The following is a 19574-nucleotide window of genomic DNA, read 5'->3' as shown; positions in this document are numbered from 1 at the left end:
TATAGACACAAAAAGAGGCTGCACATAATCAGGAATTATGACACCCCCAGTTCTTTTTTGGAACACGCCCAAAAAAGAACCCAAAAAACGTTATCGCTACACACCGTTACGCTCGGATTATTTGCTTGCAGGTTTTAGTTTTCCGATACATTTCCCCATGTCGGGGGACAATAGGAAAGAACCCGTTTTTTTCTGCTGCACCCCTGAATGTGGCTGGACGATGGCATACCTGCATTTCAATATCTTGCCGATAACTTCCGCACTGTCACGGTTCAGGTACATGGCTTTCATGGCCTCCGTTTCTTTCATGCTTTTCTTAGCTTCCATATAGGCGGAAAAGGAGGGTTTGAATAAGGCACGGGGACTTTCCGCTTTTTGTATGACAGCGGATAATTGTGCGCTTTTGTTGTTCAAGTGGCGCAGGCTGTCCGATACGGTGACATCTTCTGTTTCCAACACTTCCAGTAGTTCAAACTTTAAATCCGTCCAGGTGCCGTGGGAATCTGTCTGAACCCATTCTGCAATGGCTTTCTCATAGCCGGGTTTGCTGCATGAGGAAAAGGCAATGAGCAGCATATAAAAAATAAGTGCTTGATATTCATATTGACCTGATTTTATTGGTTGTCGTATTTATGTGATTGAGCAAATCTATGAGGTTACTGGTCGCCATCCGTGGAGGTATAGATACCACACGAGACTTTCAAATCATCGTTCCAATCCTTGTTTTCCGAGAGTTCGACGTTCTTCAGTTCCTGTACCTTGTTGCGGAGTTCATCGTTGCTCAGGCTTTCGACATCAGTCGTATCGCCATGAAAGTAACGATGCAGCCATAGGGTGTATTTGTGTCCTTGCTTGTCGTTGTCAAAGATGCTCCGAAGATCCTTTACCTGGTTCTTGTCAAGAATCAGGCGTAATAGCCTCATTTGTCCTTCCGTGAATGTCCCTTCCGTAGATACATATACGAGATTGAGGTCGCTTCCGGAATGGCATAGCTGATAGTGGGAGATACAGTCGATAAATGACTCCCCGATGTATAGAATGTCTATCGGGCGGCTTTTGTCATGGTTGCTGGTCGCCAGACAGTCGAACTTGCCACCGAGAATACCCTTGAACGCCTCATTCCGCTGTGAAATGGCTTGTACACCGTTTTCATTGTACATCTTGATACACACGTTTCGGTAAACACTCCCTTTGTTCTTTACTTCACGGATAAAGAAAGTGTCTTTGAAGAACCGGCTTTCGATGCTTTCTTTCAAGATACCTCTTTTTGAGAGATAGTTTCCTTTGTAGGTTTGCAGTTGGCGTAGGTAGAAATGTAGTTCGTCCGTTCCCATGCTTGTGTTACCGACTTCATACCGGCTTTTTTCGGGTGTCGTGATGCGGTTGGTGTTGATGTAGTTCTGAAGGATCTCTCCCACCTCGCGCAAGGTCGGCATTTTTCCGGTTGTTTCAAATAGATGTTCCTGCATCAGATCCATGATGCTTCGGCCACGCACGCTGTCGCTATGCACGTCCCAATAAGTATATTGGTTCTGCGAGTTCCGCTTGATGACGATGGTATGCGTTCCGTTGCTCATTTTGGGACAGGAGTTGGAAGAGCCTTCCACGATTTTCCATCCCAGCTCCAGCAGGAAATCGGGTAGAGAAATGGTTGTTTTTATCTGATTGAAATCGACTTTCATACGATTGACTGGATTAGTTGAATCTCATTTTATCTGAGTTTAGATTATAAATGAGAACGATTATCTTTCATAAAGATAATAAATATCATCTAAATACGAAAGAGAAAGTATATGTTTTTTATTTTATTTCACGGTACTGTAAACCAAATCTACCGTGTTGTCTATACCGGGAACAGCCTCTAACTGTTTACTCTGGTTGAATACGCTTTCACCGTCTTTCTTTACTTGCAGGGTGATGGTTGCGTTCTCTTTGGAATAGAGGATGCCTTGCACGGTAATTTGGCTGACCGGCTTTTCCGTACTGTATTCCACTTTATCGGTGAAGGTCTTATCTACGGAAAATGCGGAGGTGCCGGTGCGTTCGTTCCTGAATTTCACGCCGTCAAGATTATATATATGTACACTGCCTTTGGGTGAGGTGCCGGTTACGGCTACGGTGATGTGATACATACCGGCTTTGTCTGTTTCCGGTTGGATTTCCTCTCTGTTGCATGAAGCGGCCAATAAGCAGGCTGCCACTAATAATGAATGGATTTTTCTCATGGTAGGATTCTTTTGTTGAATGTTATCGGATGATTTTTTGTTCTGTCTTATGTGTCCCGGCTGCCGGAACTGCTGACTTTTCTTTTAATTTGTCCTCTATCTTTTTAAGGATAGCGTTGACATCTTCAATGATTTTAATGTAGTTCTGCTGGATAATCTCTTCCAGGATTTCCAGTTCCATCTCTTCTTTGCCGTTGCCCAGTTTGACCGGCAAGGAGAAACGGGGTATCTCCTTCTCTTCAAAACGGCACATATCCATCTGCACGTTGAAGAATGGCGGCTTGCCTCCGGCAATCTTACCGATGAAGTGCCCGGCTGCTTGCCCGGCAATGTCCCTTGCCTTTAAGACTTTTTCTTTTTGTAGGCTTTCCGTTACGCTGCCGCTTCCACTTGTCTGGTGGGAATAGGATTCCTGTGCCTCTTTCTTCTCGCCAAGCAGGTTCTCGATGTCCTTGGCCGTCTTCTCGTTTCCGGTCATGCCGTAGGCTTGTGTTCCGCAAGAGGCTTTCAGGATGTTGGCACTCTTCTCTCCATAGTCCCTGACCGCTTGGTTGAAGTCCTGGACGGCAAGGATGGTGGCGACATTGTGTTTCCGGGCTGTACCGATGAAGGTGTCGATGCCTTGTAACAGGATGGTTGGAAATTCATCTACCATGAATACGCTGGTTGCTTTGCCGGGATTGTTCATCTGCGACATCAGTACGCTGCCGATGCAGGAAATGGCGGGAGATATGGCTTCCTTGATGGTGGGCACATTGCCTACGCATAACAGCGTTGGGTGTTCCTTGTTGGTTATATCCAAAGAGAACTCTTCTTCGGGAAGTGGCGACAACACCCAGAAGATGTATTTGTTGTTCAAGAGTACCAGCGGAGTCTGTGCGGATGATACGGCTCCAGCTGTCTGCTGTTGTGCGCCCAACTTCCAGGCGGTCAGCATCGAGGACATGTTCAATGCGATTTCAGGGTCTTCCGACAGCCAATGGAATACCAGGTTGCTGTCCGAAAGGGCAAGGGCTATCACATGGGGCAACGTACAGATGCCAAGCTCCCTCTCCTTGAAACATTTGTAGGCGATTGAATAGACGTAGTTAATGGCATTGTTGGCCCAAAAGTCGGTCTTTTCCTTCCAGCTTGCTTCCAGATTCTTCATCAGCGTGATGATGATGTTACGGATGAACAGCGATTCGTTGCCCTTTGACATATATTTCGGAGATAGTACGTTTACCCTGACCGTGCGTGACATATCCACGAAATTGATATAGGCGAAACGGGGTGTCTCCACTCCTTTAGCCCGGAAGTATTCAATGCTTCCGTAGGCTATACGTGAGAGGATGGGTGACTTGTCCTTGGTGGGATCACCCTCCCAGTCGTACACGAATCCGGCATAGTTGCGCTCGGCGCATTGGTAGATGATTCCCTTGATCCAGCTTTCCGATTTACCGCTTCCCGGACCGCCGTCAATATAGACATTCTGCTGCGGCTTATGGATGACCAACGACCCGGAGGCGGTCTCAAAGCGGAAGTAGAAAGCTGATTCTTCCCGGCTTAACCCGAAAATGCTGTCATCGGATTGGGCATGGCGCCGGATGAAATAAGGCAGAGCCTTGATGACAAGCAGCGTGTACGCCACAAACACAGTAGGAAACACAAATAGGTTATACCACGCTGATAACCGGCTGAATCCGATAACCAGCATGGATGCCGAAACCAATGTCATACTGGTGTAAACCCATTTCTTGTTTTCGTCTTTCACTTTGCCAACCGGAAAGAGAAAAGCGAGGCCTCCGATCAGGATAACGTAGAGAAACCGGAATAGGGCATCCTTTTCCATCAGCCTTTCCCACATGGCCGGATTACGTAGTGGGGTGTATAATCCCGTAACGATAGCCCACTGGAATAGTACGGCTGTCCCGATGAGCGTAGATAGCAGGATCAGGATGAATGACAGGTCTTTCTTTTCTCTTTCCATACCCGTTGCTGTTATTGGGGTTGTCCGGATACCGTTCCGTCACCGTTCTCTTTTTTCTCTGCCTTTCCCAGTAACTCAATGCGTGAGACGGTCAGGCTGACGGATGGGATGTGGCTACCGTCATCTTTCTGGAATACATCGGCATACACATCTCCGCAGACATATACCTGTGTCCCTTTTTTCAGATACTCAAAGACCTTACTCTCGTAATTCACGAAGCAGCATACCCATAGGGTCTGTTCCTCGTTGTTCACGTTCTTGTACTTGGTGGATACATGGAAGTTGAATCCTTTTCCATTTTTGTTCTGCCGGGCATCCGCACCGACATAACCGATAATTTGTCCTGTAAACATAATGATAGTTTTTAAAAGTTTATAATCCGAGCTGTGGCTCATTCATATTTTTCATGGCTGGCTCCGCTTCCATGGAAGGCAGCGAAATGCCGAAAGTGCTGTGTAGCGTTTCAAGGTTGTCGGCTGTAGGATGGTTTGCCGCAACACTTTCCAATAACCGGGCTGAAGGAGTAAAACCTTCGTCTTTCATCTGCTCCAATACCGGACGGTAGTCTTGCAGGACGGCCTGCGTGAATCGTTCCTCCGGTGTGAGGTACTGTTCCATCCGTGCGGTATGTTCCTGAATCATATTGCTGGCTTTTCCTACATCGGCAAGGATGTTGTAGATGAATTTGGGATCTTCTTTCAAGGCTCCCAGCCAGTTTTTTAGATACATGGCATTCTCTTCCCGGATATGGGTGGATATTCCCAGGCTTTGCCCGACAGTAGCGGAGGTGAGTTCGGCAACCAGTTCCTCTTTGGCATATTGCTTGTCTCCGAAAATCACGCCTTTTTCCCGGTTCAGATGCTCAAGCTCTCCAGTCGAGTGCGCCATCTCATGCAGTAGTGTGGAGTAGAAATTCTCTCCGTCCTTAAACTGTCCCTTCAGGGGTACGACGATATGGTTTTCTTCTCCCCTTGCATGGTAAGCACTATTTCCTTCCTTGGAATAAATGGGGCAGATCCATTTCTGCTCCCGTACCATCGCATCGATCAGGGGCACGGTGAGCATCCCTTGCTCATCCTTGATGGCCGGTATCTTGAATTGCTCCTTCAATGCTTCCCATTTCTCCGGTTTCGTTTCTTGAAGATTGGTCTGCTGTACGTTGAATACATTGTATGTCTTCAAAAATGGCGTGACCTTATATTCCTGCTGCTCGTTTTTGTCCAGGTTCTTATATACGTCGAAAGGTATTTTCTTTCCATTCTTGTCTCTTACTGAAAAGTTCCAGTAAATGAGTAGGCTCGGTTTGCGGCGCCTTACTGCCTTTCGGCAGCAGGTTTCCGCAGACCTGCCTCCGAACCGTACGTACATGTTCCCATGTATACGGCTCTCCATTAATAACATTAATCTATTTGCCATAGCTGTGAATCATTTGATAGCAATTTTCACATACTGCAAGCGTTTTGCGGTTCTTCTCAATCATCAGTTTATGCCAATTCGTGTCTGGCTTCAATAGCTTGAGATTTCTAACTTGGTACATGACCAAATCTGAGCTAGAGCCACATAATTCGCATTTACCCAGTTTCAGTCTGTCAACCATAGTTGGGAGGGGCGTGTATATGCGGTGATTGAGTTCATCAACATTCGCAAATCTGTTCGCCACTGCTTTACGCTTGTAGCCGCCATTGTACAGGACAATACACTTTTCATTACCCTTCTTATCCTTATACTTGACTACAAAGTCGCTACCTTTGCGATAGCGTTTGTTTATCTTTCGTATGGAACTGCGGTGTTTCGCTGCAAGGGTTTTGAAGAAACTGAATGTCATGACATAGCCGAACGAGCCTATTACTTGTGACACGTTGTGTGCAAACGCATAGTAGTTGTAGAGACCTCTTATCTCGGAGTTGACTTGGGCAATGATTTCTTCTTCGGGTTTTCCGATCAGATTGTTCCTTCGTATCGGCCACCAGACTTCTCTGCCATTTACAGTCTCGAATTCGACTGCCTTGTAGGCTTTTAGTTTGGATTTTATAGCCTCTACGGGGACTTTCAATACAACGGCTCCCGTATGGATTCTTGCTTTGTCTCCGTTTCCGTTTCGTTTGAGTAAGTCTGATTTCTGTACATGGATATCGTATCCGAGAAAGTGCGCGTTCTCTTCGGAGTGTGTGATTAGTGTCTTTTCTTGGGACATTTCCAAATGAAGGATTTCCCTCATGAATTTGGTTATGTCCTCTTTGATGTTGACACACTCGGCTTTGGTGCCGATTACTCCGATAAGAAAATCGTCTGCATATCTCACATATTTCAATCTTCTGTATTTTTCATCCATGCTCATTCCGAATGGGATGGTCACCATGATTGCACGTGTGGCTTTGAGCTTACGAAGAAGCGATTGCCTCTCCGTATCACTCTGTGCGACTTTAAGTTTGCGTTGGATTGCGGTCATCCGATTTCGGTATACATTGTATTCTGGGTTAGTCCGCCTTTTAACACCCTTGTCAAATTCTTGGGCATATTGTTTCATATACTTGTCGAATTTGTCAAGATAGATGTTTGCCAGAATTGGGCTTATAATACCTCCTTGAGGAGTTCCAGAGAAGGTTTTATTATATGTCCAATCCTCCATATATCCAGCCTTAAGGAATTTTCTTATCAGTCTTAGGAATCGTTCGTCTGATATGCGTTCCCTTAGGATTGCAATCAAAATCTCGTGGTCTATATTATCGAAGAAGCCTTTGATGTCTCCTTCGATGAACCACTTCGCTCCTTTGAAGTTTATTTGAATATCCTTAAGTGCAGTGTGGCAACTCTTATGGGGTCTGAAGCCATGAGATGTGCTTTGGAATGCACCTTCATATATGGCTTCAAGAATCATTCTGATTACCTCTTGCACCAGCTTGTCTTCTACCGATGGAATACCCAGAGGTCTTTTGCCTCCGTTCTTCTTGGGTATGTAGACACGTCGTGCCGGATTTGGTTTGTAAGCCTCACTTTTGAGACTCATTATTAGGCTTTCAATTCTTTGAAGACTCATGCCGTCAATGGTTTTGCCATCAGTTCCAGCTGTCATGTTGCCTTGTTTCGCATAAATGCGTTGATAGGCGACAAAGAACATCTCTTCATTGAATAGTAGACGGTACAGCCTTTCGTAATTGTAGTCCGAAAGTTTGCTATGTGCCGCTAGATTATTTAATACTAGCTCGGGATTTCTCATAATGTCTCTCACATTTTCCTTTGTTTGTACTAAAGTTATTAACTGCCTCCCTTCCCCATGTACAAGTCGTTATCTTGCTCAGAGTACTACGGAGGCTCCGTTGCCATATTAGATTTTCAGAGTCTGAAACTCATAGCCTTTTAAGGGCTTTCTAACTTAGGCAATCCCCATTTAGATGCATATTAACTATTTGGCTCGATAGATTGTCGGATATGACTTACGTCCTTTTGCTCGCATACTGCGATTGTGCCGAGATATGTTCCTGCTCTTCCTCTCCCAGTGTAAGGTCGAGTATCTCGGAGTGACGTTTGTAACTGCTTTCCGTCACCACCGAATCGTGGGTCACTGAACTATCATTCAACCAATCAGGCTTTATCCTCATGACTATCCTTCTTCCTTGCAGACCTAATACAACATAGCAGTTAGTTGCTTATCTACGTTACCGACATGCTACACTCCCCATACGAGTTTCCTCTCAAGGTAAGTCGGTTGGAAGTAGACCATTGGAACCTAGTCTAATCTCTTGCCAAAGAGATATTTAACATGCAGCCATTATGGGCGCACCCGGGAATGACTTTTCTCCTTTCAGTATGTTAAGGCCGCTGTCCTTGGCTTGCATGAATGTCATATAGACCGGTAGGCTGTACTGTTCTTTTTCCGAAAGTAGAAACAGCATGAAGGAATTTACTCCATTGTAGGTTCTTCCCTCGATATTTTGCGGAAGTCCCCCACCCTTTATCCCGAACCAAGGCTTCTGCCAGTTGTCTTCCACCTGCTTTATCTTCTCGATCATCAGTTCGGCGAAACGCTGTAATGCTTTGTCACTTGCTGTATCCATGATTTATTGGTATAGATTTCTGTTTTCGTAATCAAGCAGCCATTGTCTGGCCGTTTGGTTGTTTGTCTCTTGATGCTTGGCAGCCATCTCTTCTTGATAGGCTTGTGCAAGCTCTTCCTGTGCAAGTAGAAACTCTAAGTCACTGATTTCTCCTGCAATGTTTTTCTGTACTAATTCATCGTAATCCATACTTCCTGAATTTTTAGGTTATAAGTCATTGAAAGCCCGGTTGATGGTGCTGGCTATCGGACGGGCCATTTCCTTGCTGTTGTCGGGTTTGGGTGTGCTGGCCAGTTTGACATCTCCCAGTGTCTTTGTGTTGCCTTCCATCCCGAAAATCTTTTGTACGGCTATCAGCGTGTTGGTTTGCACACCCGTTTCACGCATCCGGGTAAGGTCTTGTTGGGTGAGCCGGTACCCTTCTTTCTGTATCTCTTGGATGACATGAAAGTTGTCGGTCTGTGCGGCGTCCAACAGACGTGCCGCCTGCCTTTCATGTTCGCCCTGTTCTTCCGGTTTGGTGCCGAACAGTTGAATGACTTCATGGGTTTGCCTTTCATCCAGACCGTGTTCCTTACCGATTCCTTTGATAAACTCTTCACTGGGTTTATATCCTTCCTTTTTGAGCTTCCCGATTTTTTCAAAGTCATGTTTGCCCACCGCTTCCTTAAACTCGGCTTCCATATTGCGCCCCTCTTCGTGTTTTTGCTCTTTTGCAGCCTCTATGTTGGCCGCATGGGCTTCCAGTTTGGGGGTCATGGCCTTGATCAGCTCTTGTGCCTTGCCGGGAGTGATACTCTGTATGTTCTGTATCATGACTCCTTTCCTGTCATCCGTCAGTTGGATGTCGGCAATGAAGTAGCCTTCCGGACTGTGCAGCAGCTTATTCTCCAGTGCATGGCCGTTGGCGAGCAGGTATTTGTCGGCTTTGGTTAACTTGTAGCCGCCATATTCGCTGGTCTGCCCGATGATGTCGGGAATCTTGATTTCCTGGTTGGTGCGCAGGATGACGGAGTTCAGATCCCGGTCAACTTGCAGCAGGATGTCCTTTTTATTTACGGTGATGGGTACGATGTCACCGGCAAGCAGCTGTTCTTTCTCTTTCTTGCCCAACTTCTTTCCCAGCACCTTGTCCGGGATAACCAACGCCTCTTTGCGGTAGAATACGGAGATTCCGTCATCGTTGAAACGGAGCTTCCCCGGTTTGCCGTGTATCTCCATCAAATCAGACATGACACCCTTTTCCAGCTTGGTGCCTTTCCCGTCGAGGATGTTCCCTTGCTTGTAGGCGTATTCATAGAGCGACTGTCCGGTGTAGCATACCTTCAGGCGATGGTCGATGACGGTAAAGCCGTCCCTGTCATGTCCCTTCAGGTTCTCCCACCGCTTGATGCTGATGCCCTCCTTCTCCAGCTCGGCAACATATTTAGGATCATTGGCACGTTCCTTGTCAAAAAGGGCGGATACACGTTCTTTTGATTGGTCACGAAGGCTTTCATCGTACTTTGCTCCGGCTTTTTCCCTGATTTCGCTTACGCTCATGCTCAGCTCTTCCCCGTCTTTGCGGAACCGGAAATATCCGTCCCGGTATTCGGTCTGATAGCCCAGTGATTCGGCGATGCCACCGAACTGTCCCACGTTGTCGAACATATAGGTGTCTAATACTTCTCTCAGTTTCATGGCTGTGGCTTGTATAAGGGTTCTGCGGAAAGGATGTATTCGTTCAACACGGCCAGTTTGATGTGCCGCCCGCCGTTTCGCTCGTAAATCTCGATCTCGAATACCTTATCATCGGGTATCGTGAATTTGTCGAAACCAAGTATCAGCCGGTTCCGGCTCTTGCCCTTGATTTTCGTGTCAAAATCTTTCTGATAGATAGGTTCGATGGTCGTTTCTTGCTGGATGGCATTCTTGCTCTTCTTCTGGTCACGCTGGAAACATTTGACAAACTCGATGTCGTAGTCGATGTATGATTTGTTTTTCAGGTCAAAGATGAAAAACATGAAACCCTCATGCACATACAGATTGGCCATTGATAACTCAAACTTGTTCTCGATGACCCCCAGACTGTAGATGTTGCGTTTCTTGGTGCGCAGCTCCTGGATGCATCTTTCCATTTTCTTGCTGTTCACATCCACATGGGCGGTATATTTGCGCTGGTCATCGAAATTGTAGGTGAATACGGAGGTGTTGCCCCGTTTGATGGTGATGTGGTAAGTGTTCATGACCTTATCCACCACAAACAGGTTGGAATATGCCACGGCATCTTTGGCGGTTGATACTTTCAACTGGTTGTTGTAGGCGGTCAGAGTGAAGGACACCTCGTTGCCGGGCGTTCCGTAAGCGATGTCCTCCGGAAAGAAGAACTCGGCCAGATGGAGGTCGCTGACTTCTGCCTGATAGTCATGGTGCTGCCATTTCCCGTTGTCCTCGTAAATGTTCGGGTACGAATCCGTGCCGCCTTCGGGAAGGTAGCGGATGTGATAGGTGTAAACGCTTCCGTCGATGCAGACTACGGTCAGGTTGGTCTCTTCGGTGAATCCTTCCGCTTGCGCCGAGAGCCTGACGATATGGGGCGCCTCTTCTACCCGGCTGGCCATGACAAGCTCCTGCTCGCCGATGGCGATGTCCGAGACCTGTGCGGGAAAGACCAGGTGCTTCACGCAATCGAAAGTGATGTGTATCTCTTTCTGGCTGATGGCTTGTTGCCGGGGTTTGACGCTTTCCTGAGCGGAGAGCGACAGGCTGCACGCAAGGCAGCAGAACAATAGGCGAATGTATTTCTTCATGTTGTCGATATGTTAAACGGTTCTTGAAAAAAAGGCTGTGAATACGGTGATGCACCATAACAGAAGCAGGGTGATACCGAAAGAAACGGTCAACGGACGTATCTCCTTGAAGGATTTCCCGCTACGGCGCGATACATAGATGCGATAGCCGAAAAAGACCGCTGACAAGGCAAGCAGGTAATTGAGAATGTCTATCATAATTTGTCTATCAATGTTTGGAGGGGATGATTTTTCTTGTTCGTTTTCTCTTGTTCCATTTGCTCATAGAGCTTCTGTAACTCCGCTTGCACGGCTTGCCTGCGCAACTTCGATTCCTGACTCTCTTCCTGGATATACATTTCGTAGTTGGACTTGAGATGTACCTTCACTTGTGAGAGGCTCATGTTCAGGATTTGCTTGGCTACCTGGGTGGTGGCGTTGACTACGCTGGTCACTTCGCTGGCCATCGTGCCGATGGAAGAGAGCGGCATGTCGATGTTCTGTACAAGACCTTGTTCCATACGCTTGGCTGCACTGGCTTTCAGGTTATTGGGCAGGTTCAAACCTTCCATGGCATCATTGTCGAAGACAACCACCGATACGGGATTGAGGTTGTCTCCTACCTTCAGGTTGCTGACCATCACATCGAGACGGTTGGCTCCCAAAGTGGCGACACCGTAAAACAGCGTGTTGGCCGGTATCTTCATGCCGGACAGGGTTACGTCCTGAAGCAACCGCATCCGTACCGTACTGCCCGTGACTACGGTCTGGTCGCCGTGGATGCAAGCCCTAAAGAGGTTGCTGTTTCCCGGTGCGGAGGTCGGTTGGCGGCGTACCCGCTTGCCGTTTTCGGCACGGTAGATCGGGCCTTTTTGCATCAGGCTGTCGGTGGATGGATGGCCGGAAGGGTTGGAGGCGGCTTTATCCGTTTTTCCCTCTTGGTCATAATTGACAATCCGTTCATACATGCGCTTGCGGTATTTGTCGGATTCTTCCAGCTCTTTGCGGATGCGTGAGTTCTTCTTGGCTTCCCGGATAATCTCGTTGAGCGCCTGCTCGTCCTCCAGTCCGTCCAGCTGGCTTTCCAGCTGATGAGAGAAGCGTCCGTTCCGGCCACCTCCGTATTCTGCCATGACTTCGCTGTATGGATCGTTCTGCATACGGCGGATGCGCTCCAATGTGGCACGGTCATACCGTTCCTGCTGGTTTTGCAGTTCGAAGTAAAAATCAGATCCTTTGACCTGAGACTCTTTCAAGATGCGTGCCTTCTCCTGCTCTTCCAGTTTGTCCTGCTTATAGGCTTCCATCTTATCGTTCACCTTGTCGGCCATTTCCGACTGTGGTTCCAGAAAGGCTTGCGAGGCGGCCTGTCTGTCACTCCCTGACGGCACGTTCCCGTCCTCACGGATGAAGAATACATAAAGGAAGAGGATGCCCAGGATTACCGGGATGGCCATCAACAGCTTGTTCTTGTCTTTGATAAGTTTATTCGGTTCCATGGTCGGTTGGTTTAGAGGTTTCTGACTGGTTTTCATTCTTGCTTGGAGAAGCTGCCTGCGGTGTGTTGGCACCGTTGTTTTCCACGGGTTCGGAATAGCGGACAATCCAATCTTCTATCTTGGCTCCGTGCGCATTTTCCTCGCTGCGGGACAGCATATCATAGATGGTGAACTCCGCTTCGATATTACGTGAGATGCTTCCCCGTGCCCGGTACCCGGTCTGCGTGAAGATTATCTTTCCGGAAACGGGTATCGTTTGGGTGTTAATCTCTACATCCTTGATGCGTACTCCGTAACGGATATTCTTTTGTATGAGTGAGTTCAGCATATTCACGTCGTTGTACTCGTTCAACAGCTCCTTCCCTTTGTTGCCTATGAGGTTGAGCGCAAGCGAAATGTTCTTCTCGTAGCTGCTCTCGTCAAAGGCATACCAGTGGGTTACGAAGGTCTTTACATGGTTCATGTATTCGTATTGCCGCATATCGCTGGCAGACAGGCTGCTTGCCTCATAGACTTCTCCCTGTCTGTCGATGACGAGAGCCTGGCCGTATGCTTTTTCTATTTTGTTGATAAGGCAGATGATACTGCTGACAAAAGCGATAGTCAGGATGATGCAGTACCCGGCTGAAAGCCGGATAGTCAGCTTGACCGCATCATCTGCTCCTTTGAATTTCATCAGATTCATGGTTCTATTTTTTATTGTTGTCGTTTATGAAACTTGCCCCGATGGAGGCGGCACCGCCTACATTGGTCAGCTTGCCGCCTGCCGCTGCGCCTCCCATCAGGGCGATGGTGGCCGCCGTGGTGACGATTGACACGGTTTTCGAAATGATTTTCCCGGCATCGCTGTGTCCTACGATTTTGGAGGATAGCCAGAAACAGCTGCAATAAGCACCGATCAGGGCGAGGTTCATTCCTAAATATTGTAGTTGCCAGGTGGCTGAATCAATCGGATCTGCTCCCGGTGTATAGATGGCCTTGAAGGTCTGCCACATAATTTGGTTCAGGATATTGATGACGGTGAATACCATACAGGCGGAGCAGAGCGTACCGAACCAGATACTCAGTTGTTTCTGAAAGACCGGCAGCATGCTTACGGCAAAGACAAACGGGCCGAGAATGACCAGTAGCTTGACAATGACCACGCCGATACCTAAGATGACTACTTGTATGATTCCTACCAGTAGGGCGGAAATACCATGAAGCACAAGGGTGGCGAGGTTGGCGGGATTGAGCAGTTGCACAATCTTCTCCACGCTGGAGCGTACACCGGTCATTTCGTCCTCTTCCATCTTTTTATCCAGTTCGTGCTGCATGGCGCCGGTGCTGTCTTCTCCGGCTGCTACCTCCGACTGGAGGCTGTGTTTGTCGTATTCGGTAATCATCTCTCCTTGTTCGGTGGCTGATTGTGCCATGAACTGGGCAAATTCCTGCGCACGCTCGGAGGTCAGCGAGGTGGCTTCGTTGATTACTTCCATCGTGCCTACGATGGTTTGGGCGATGGGGGTGTACATGCTCAGGCAGAAGAACAGTACCAGGCAACGGGCGATTTCCATCATGTCGGGGAATTTGTCCTCATTCGGGCTTAACAGCTGGCTGGCTCCGTGATAGAGATAGTTGTATGCCAGGTTGCAGATAAAGCAGATGACACCAACACCGAAGGCGATGACCGTCATTTGTGAAACGAGTTCCATCGTCAGACCGTCCGTGATCTGAAGTCCCCAGAGAAAATTATCTTGATTCATAACGCTTTAATTGGTGTGTCGTGTGAAAGCGGCCAACCGTCCCTGGTAATAGGTCTTCCGGTTATGCCCCTTCATGGATTTGTAAATGACCGTGGAACGCACGGATTCGTTAAACTCACGCATCTCTTCGGCGGCTTTTTCCACCGATTCCTTCACCTGCTCGATAAAGGACATGCGCCCTTCCGAGTTCATCGAGAAGTAACTAGTCACGGTGGCCACCTTGAACAGCAGGTCGGTACTCAGGTTCAGATTGACGGTCACACGCTGAAAGTTGAGAAATTTCAGGCAGTGGTAATTCGATCCTACGTTCAGGTAAAAGCTGTAGTCGCTGCTCAGGCAGGCTACATCGTCCAGCAGGTCGGCAAGCTCTTTCAGTGATTTGAGTTCCTTCAACTGGTCGATTTTTTGAAGGCCGAGCCGCAGTTTCTGGGCATCGATCATTTCATTGATTTGTGTAACCCATTTCTTGACATTGGCAATCCATTCCGTTGAGTTCAGCAGGGTGTGGCCGGGATCATGCACGACGAATTGAGCATGAACACTGCCGGTTCCCGTCAGCGCCATCGAGACGGCAAGTCCGAGTATGAGAATGATTCTTTTCATGGCGGTTATTTGTTGATGATGAATAATAGGGTGAATATGACACATACCAGCCAGGCTATCAGATAGCTCTTGGCATTCTCTTTTTTCGTGGCGAGTGCCCATACCACGAAAATGAGCGCAACACCCAAAAGTGTGGCGGCAATGCTTCCGGCAAGATCGTATGCGCTGCCGTTGAAGTCGGTTGACCAGCTTAGAAGGGCGGTCAACCCTTGGGTGGCATCATCCATACTTTTTCCTCCTTTCCTCCAGATAGCGGTTGATGGCGGTATAGGTCGAGCTGCTTTCGTTGAACAGTTGCTTCAGCCGTACTACTGTCGCTTGGTGCGAATCGAAGGCTACGGCGGCGAAGTCGGACACCTCGTTGCGGAAGATGAAGGCATCGTTCGACATCTTGATGAAAAACTCTCTCCAGCGTTCCGTGCGTTGCAACGACTCGATCATATGGATCTCTTCGTCCGTGATGGAAAGCACGGCTTTCACTTCCGGCAGGTTCTGCCGGTGTTCCGAATGGTCGAGGATAATCTTGGTCGCGCAGTTGATGATGATGGAGTCCTTGATACTGGATGGCATGTTTTTCAAAAACAGGATGTTCTGTGCGGCAAGCGTGATACTTCCCTCTTTTTTACGGAAAGTACGGTACAGATAGGCGATGAAGTCTCCGAATTTCTCGTCTTGCAGGAAGTCGAGTGCTTCGTCGATGATCAGCTCTTTGGCAAATCCCTGGCGTTTCTTGATTTTATCCACGATCATTTGCAGGGTGATGATGGCAACGAGTGGAAAGTACTCTTTCTTAGAGGCATCTTCCATATCGAAGGCTATCAGCCGGTCATGCACGATATCCACATTCTCGGTGGCGTTCAGCAGGAATGACAGCTCTCCGTCCGTATAGGGCTCCAGCAAAAGCAACAGTTCCTCTATCTCGAATTTCTGTTTCTCAAACTCGGTCATCCGTTTGCTGAACACTTCCTTCAGATAAGCCCGGTAAGTTGTTAGCGTCGGGAAGATGCGCTCATGCTTCTCTCCTATTGAAGAGTTGTTCACATAGTCGTAAAATCCGATGACGGATTTCCTGAGAATGGCGTTCTCGGCAGGAAGCATGGGTTCACGCACCTTCCAAATGTAGCTGATGATGGCGACGATGGTCTTTATCTGGTCATCGGCAGACTCGGCATCCGTGGTGTCGATGTACAGGTATTTGCCGTTCTTGTCACGGTCACACAAGAAGGGGTTGAACGCAAATTTCTTCTGCTCGGTAGAGTCGAAGTATTTGCCACGGTTCAAGGCGATCATCGAGCGGTAAGAGCCGCCGATGTCGATGATCATCACATCCCGGCCCAGCTCATAGCTTTGCAGGATGTAATTGTTCAGCCAGAAAGATTTACCGGAACCGGACGGGCCGATAACGATGCGGTTCTTGTTGTTCAGTGCCGGATAATCCCAGAGATTTATCTTGGCGGGAGTACCAAAACGGTCATGGTAGATATGCCCTTTCTCGTCCGAAAGGTACATTCCTTCCTTTTGCAGATAGCAGATGGCTTGCTTGGTCGTGTTGACGAAACCCCGGTAATTGGCCCTGGCATTGCCGGGTATGTTGCAGAAGAACAGGTTGCACAGCTCGGCGTTCTCCACATAGCACGAACTTTGGTTCATAAAGCTGAAGCCTTGCTGTACCAGTGCGGTTTTCCGCATGAGCGAGGTGCGGTCTGTGTCGTTCAGCACGACATTGAAGGCGGTGTAGGCGGTCTGGTAGTCGAACTGGGTAATCTCATCGCAGAAGGCTGCCTGTTCGCGTTGCTTCTCTGCCGCTGGCGGGTAGAAGTTGGTGATGTAATTCAGCGCGTCTTTCTCCGCGCCGATGGCAGTTACGGTGGCATCGGGATCGGTTATCTCTATCACGATGTTTACGATGTGGTTGAACGGCAGGCCAAGTCCTACGGGGTACAGCATCGAGCATTTGCTCCGTATGCTGTCCGGTATCTCTATGTTTCCCCCGTATGCCTTCGACTTGCCGGTGTGCGGCACGGCAAGTTCCTGAAGGTGCTCGCCTTCGTTGGTCAGCGAAAGGATGGAAACGTGCTGCTGCCCTATTTTCATGCTTCCGCTTTCACTGACGGCAATGGGGTTGACGCTCTTCTGTGTGGCATCGTTTTCCGGTGTCTCGTAAGAGAGGTTGATGTAGTCGTAGATGGCGTTATTCAGTTCCGTATTATCCATCTTGCGTATCTCAAACTGCTGGATGGATGACAAGCCGTTCTCAAAGTTCATCAGAAAGGCTTCCATTTCTGTCAGCCGTTGCTGATATTCCTTATAAGGTTGCTTGAACGGGTAGTGCAGCCTTCGCATCAGCGAGGTGCCCGATGCGCTTTTGCGTATCTTGCCGTTTCGGCTGCCGTTCGTGAACGTCACATACAGGTTGGTGTAGCTATTCAGTATCTCCTTGCCGTTGAAATGACGGTTGTTCTCCGCTATCAGGGCATTGGAAGAGTATTCCGCATGATGGAACCGCCCCGTATAGTAGAAGTTTTGCTGGTGGATGACCGTACCTGCCGGAAGCATCTTCAAAAGAGCCTCCAATCGCTCGTGGATGTATTGCGCCTCGCTTTCCGACAAGGTGAACACTTCGGGCAGAAACAGCCGGTAGCCGACGGTGATGTCACCGTTCCCGTTGATGACGGCATTCTCCGTGATGGTCTGGATAGGCAAGACACTTTCCAGATCCACGGATTTGTCCTTCACCTCTATCTCTGTCTGCCGGATATACAGCAGGGCAATCAGCAGGCACAGCGCACAGATTAGCAGTGATATGAGTATGATAATTCCTGTCATGGTCGCTGTTTTAGAATGAATTTGAAAATCTGCCGTTTGTCCGTTATCTGCGGGGGGGTGGCGTTCCTGATCCGGAGGCCGGTCAGGTAGTCCGGGTTGCCGGCCTTGTGTTCCTTTTTCAAAGTTTGGAACAGCAGACCGGATAGAAACAGAATGGCGGAAATGATTCCGATGATCAGTATCGGGTGCAGCTGCTTGAATATGCTCACGATGATGATGATGGCAGTCAGCAGCATGAAGATGGCGAACTGTCCCGATGACAGACCGAAGAACTTGATCGGCTTGTTGATTTTACGCATGGTTCTCATGGCTCTTCGTTTTTAGATAATCAGGAAGGCCACCATGATGACTACCACGGCGATGATCCAGCCGAGCAGGTATTCCTTGGCATGGGGGTTGTTCGTGGCAAGCGAATAGATGACAAAGACCAGGGCGATGCCGAGTACCGCCGCCAAAATGTATTTGGCTACGTCCAGAATGGTATCCGCACCCTCTTTGGCTTTGTCCGTCACTTCGGATAGGCTGTTGATCTTCAGCCCGCTTTGTGCCTCCGCCACTTGTGTCGTTCCCAACAGCATGAAGAATATGAGAAAGGTGAAGATAACCTTTCCGTAGCGGTTAATGACTTGGTTCGCTTTTTCTCTTACATTTTCGATTGCTTTCATTTTGTTCTTATTTTTTTAATTAAACATGAATCGTTTTCAGTTTCTCCCATTGCACATCCTTATACTTGATGGATATGGGTTCTTCTTTCGGTTGTTCCGGCAGGGGTTTGCCAGAGTAGTAGTAGGCTCTTCCATGCAGATACATATCTGCTATCTCGGCGGCCAGTTCCTCTTCTTCCAGTTCAGGCTGAAATACCACGCAGATGACCGGACAGGCTCTCTCCAGCCCTTCCTTGCGCACCGCCTCCTTTACAGGCTTTCCGGAAGAAAGGGCTTTCTTCTTTTTCCGGAAGTAAAAGTGAAGCGTGACACAGGCGAGTATGGCAAGCAGTATCAAATCCATTACGTTCATAAGAGTTGCCAGATAATGAGCCAAGTGACCAATGCCATGATATAGGTGATGATGGCCTCTTTGGTGCGCTCGTGGTTGTTTATTAGCTTTTTAAGTACCGCTAGTCCGGCACATAGAAAGCCTACTCCTATCAGCATGGCACCTATTTCACGGTATAAGGAGATCAGGCCGGATACATTTGTATCGGCTAACAATATGATAATAAGCATGGTGATGTGATTTGTCGGTTAGTAGAGTAGTAACTTTATTCCTACGTTCCAGACAGTGTTCCACTTGTCAATGGATAGGGGATTCCAATGTTGTTGTATGCGGGCAAGCAATGCTGCTTGGGGCAGGATGAATACTTCCAGTTCCGTTTCCAGTTTCGGGCCGATGATGAAGCTGTATTCCTTATCGGGGTGGCGGACATATTCTGTACCGATGAATCCTCCCAGACCGATGCCCCAATAGACGGATTTCAGATTGCTGGCAAGGGTTCTGTAATAACCGCCGTCCACATAAAAGTCCTTGCCCTTGTCGTGTCCTTTTCCGATAGCTGTTCCCGGCTCATACAGGCCGGAGGGTTCGGCTGTGGCAAGGATGTATTCGTATGATTTCTCAAAATATCCAAGTCCGGCCTTCCAATAGCTTTTCCGGTTGATGTACTTTGAGAAAGAGAAGCCGCAATAATTATCCGCATCACCGAATATGCTGGTTCCGTAATTTACATCAAGGGCAGAGATGTTTTCATAGTGGCGTTGCGCAAAGGCGCCTGCAGCACATAGTAGCAGAGTAACGCTGATGACGATAAGTCTGAGATGTTCCATGAGAATCTGTCTTTAGGTTATTAATGTTCTTATGTTCTTTATTTATTTTTTTATCCAATAC

At 48.1% G+C, this 19574-nt stretch carries 23 protein-coding genes and 1 pseudogene; all 24 read right to left on the bottom strand.

What is annotated here, in order from left to right; genetic code table 11:
* Positions 1-117: 117 nt before the first annotated feature.
* The gene (locus BQ9893_RS20570; protein WP_139322633.1) at positions 118-576 is read right to left on the bottom strand and encodes a hypothetical protein; all 459 of its coding nucleotides are present in this window, start codon (positions 574-576) and stop codon (positions 118-120) included.
* A gap of 80 nt (positions 577-656) precedes the next feature.
* Complete coding sequence (locus tag BQ9893_RS20565) at positions 657-1682, bottom strand: toprim domain-containing protein (protein WP_075967763.1); 1026 nt, start codon at positions 1680-1682, stop codon at positions 657-659.
* Positions 1683-1805: 123 nt separating this feature from the next.
* Entirely contained in the window at positions 1806-2225 is a 420-nt protein-coding gene (locus BQ9893_RS20560; RefSeq protein WP_075967762.1) for a hypothetical protein, read from the bottom strand.
* Positions 2226-2247: 22 nt separating this feature from the next.
* Positions 2248-4194 carry a type IV secretory system conjugative DNA transfer family protein gene (locus tag BQ9893_RS20555; protein ID WP_075967761.1) on the bottom strand — a complete coding sequence of 649 codons (1947 nt, stop codon included), beginning with the start codon at positions 4192-4194 and terminating at the stop codon, positions 2248-2250.
* 11 nt (positions 4195-4205) lie between these two features.
* The gene (locus tag BQ9893_RS20550) at positions 4206-4589 is read right to left on the bottom strand and encodes a single-stranded DNA-binding protein (protein ID WP_075967760.1); all 384 of its coding nucleotides are present in this window, start codon (positions 4587-4589) and stop codon (positions 4206-4208) included.
* Positions 4567-5610, bottom strand: a complete 1044-nt coding sequence (locus BQ9893_RS20545; protein ID WP_244155232.1) for a zincin-like metallopeptidase domain-containing protein — start codon at positions 5608-5610, stop codon at positions 4567-4569. The genes BQ9893_RS20550 and BQ9893_RS20545 overlap by 23 nt, the downstream gene beginning before the upstream one ends.
* Entirely contained in the window at positions 5600-7411 is a 1812-nt protein-coding gene (locus BQ9893_RS20540) for a reverse transcriptase domain-containing protein (protein WP_075967759.1), read from the bottom strand. Before BQ9893_RS20540 ends, BQ9893_RS20545 begins: the two co-directional genes overlap by 11 nt.
* Before the next feature lie 217 nt (positions 7412-7628).
* Positions 7629-7772 (bottom strand): hypothetical protein, encoded by a 144-nt coding sequence (locus BQ9893_RS21810; RefSeq protein ID WP_167369901.1) that lies wholly within the window; start codon positions 7770-7772, stop codon positions 7629-7631.
* 204 nt (positions 7773-7976) lie between these two features.
* Positions 7977-8249: pseudogene (locus tag BQ9893_RS20530) on the bottom strand (ArdC family protein); the annotation flags it as partial.
* A gap of 3 nt (positions 8250-8252) precedes the next feature.
* On the bottom strand, positions 8253-8438 hold the full coding sequence (locus BQ9893_RS20525) for a hypothetical protein (RefSeq protein ID WP_075967757.1): 186 nt from the start codon (positions 8436-8438) through the stop codon (positions 8253-8255).
* A gap of 18 nt (positions 8439-8456) precedes the next feature.
* A complete protein-coding gene (locus tag BQ9893_RS20520; RefSeq protein ID WP_075967756.1) occupies positions 8457-9929 on the bottom strand; it encodes a DUF3945 domain-containing protein in 1473 nt (490 codons plus the stop codon).
* A complete protein-coding gene (traN, locus tag BQ9893_RS20515) occupies positions 9926-11038 on the bottom strand; it encodes a conjugative transposon protein TraN (protein WP_075967755.1) in 1113 nt (370 codons plus the stop codon). The genes BQ9893_RS20520 and traN overlap by 4 nt, the downstream gene beginning before the upstream one ends.
* A 12-nt stretch (positions 11039-11050) precedes the next feature.
* Positions 11051-11236 carry a hypothetical protein gene (locus BQ9893_RS20510; RefSeq protein WP_075967754.1) on the bottom strand — a complete coding sequence of 62 codons (186 nt, stop codon included), beginning with the start codon at positions 11234-11236 and terminating at the stop codon, positions 11051-11053.
* The gene (gene traM, locus BQ9893_RS20505; protein WP_075967753.1) at positions 11233-12516 is read right to left on the bottom strand and encodes a conjugative transposon protein TraM; all 1284 of its coding nucleotides are present in this window, start codon (positions 12514-12516) and stop codon (positions 11233-11235) included. The genes BQ9893_RS20510 and traM overlap by 4 nt, the downstream gene beginning before the upstream one ends.
* The gene (locus tag BQ9893_RS20500; RefSeq protein WP_075967752.1) at positions 12503-13201 is read right to left on the bottom strand and encodes a hypothetical protein; all 699 of its coding nucleotides are present in this window, start codon (positions 13199-13201) and stop codon (positions 12503-12505) included. Before BQ9893_RS20500 ends, traM begins: the two co-directional genes overlap by 14 nt.
* A gap of 4 nt (positions 13202-13205) precedes the next feature.
* Positions 13206-14261 (bottom strand): TraJ family protein, encoded by a 1056-nt coding sequence (locus tag BQ9893_RS20495; protein ID WP_075967751.1) that lies wholly within the window; start codon positions 14259-14261, stop codon positions 13206-13208.
* 6 nt (positions 14262-14267) lie between these two features.
* Positions 14268-14864 (bottom strand): TrbJ/VirB5 family protein, encoded by a 597-nt coding sequence (locus tag BQ9893_RS20490; RefSeq protein ID WP_075967750.1) that lies wholly within the window; start codon positions 14862-14864, stop codon positions 14268-14270.
* Between the two features lie 5 nt (positions 14865-14869).
* Positions 14870-15091 carry a hypothetical protein gene (locus BQ9893_RS20485; RefSeq protein WP_075967749.1) on the bottom strand — a complete coding sequence of 74 codons (222 nt, stop codon included), beginning with the start codon at positions 15089-15091 and terminating at the stop codon, positions 14870-14872.
* The gene (locus tag BQ9893_RS20480) at positions 15084-17690 is read right to left on the bottom strand and encodes a TraG family conjugative transposon ATPase (RefSeq protein WP_075967748.1); all 2607 of its coding nucleotides are present in this window, start codon (positions 17688-17690) and stop codon (positions 15084-15086) included. Before BQ9893_RS20480 ends, BQ9893_RS20485 begins: the two co-directional genes overlap by 8 nt.
* On the bottom strand, positions 17687-17998 hold the full coding sequence (locus BQ9893_RS20475) for a hypothetical protein (RefSeq protein WP_075967747.1): 312 nt from the start codon (positions 17996-17998) through the stop codon (positions 17687-17689). The genes BQ9893_RS20480 and BQ9893_RS20475 overlap by 4 nt, the downstream gene beginning before the upstream one ends.
* A gap of 12 nt (positions 17999-18010) precedes the next feature.
* Positions 18011-18355: a hypothetical protein gene (locus BQ9893_RS20470; protein WP_075967746.1), complete on the bottom strand. Its 345-nt coding sequence runs from the start codon at positions 18353-18355 to the stop codon at positions 18011-18013.
* Between the two features lie 19 nt (positions 18356-18374).
* The gene (locus tag BQ9893_RS20465) at positions 18375-18707 is read right to left on the bottom strand and encodes a hypothetical protein (protein ID WP_075967745.1); all 333 of its coding nucleotides are present in this window, start codon (positions 18705-18707) and stop codon (positions 18375-18377) included.
* Positions 18704-18916 (bottom strand): hypothetical protein, encoded by a 213-nt coding sequence (locus BQ9893_RS20460; RefSeq protein ID WP_075967744.1) that lies wholly within the window; start codon positions 18914-18916, stop codon positions 18704-18706. The genes BQ9893_RS20465 and BQ9893_RS20460 overlap by 4 nt, the downstream gene beginning before the upstream one ends.
* Before the next feature lie 18 nt (positions 18917-18934).
* Positions 18935-19513 (bottom strand): conjugal transfer protein TraO, encoded by a 579-nt coding sequence (locus BQ9893_RS20455; protein ID WP_075967743.1) that lies wholly within the window; start codon positions 19511-19513, stop codon positions 18935-18937.
* Between the last annotated feature and the right edge of the window lie 61 nt (positions 19514-19574).

It is taken from the genome of Parabacteroides massiliensis (genome assembly GCF_900155425.1).
GTDB classification, from domain to species: Bacteria; Bacteroidota; Bacteroidia; order Bacteroidales; family Tannerellaceae; genus Parabacteroides; species Parabacteroides massiliensis.
The sequence above is the reverse complement of the archived record's forward strand: the minus strand, read 5'-3'. Positions and strand labels throughout refer to the sequence as shown.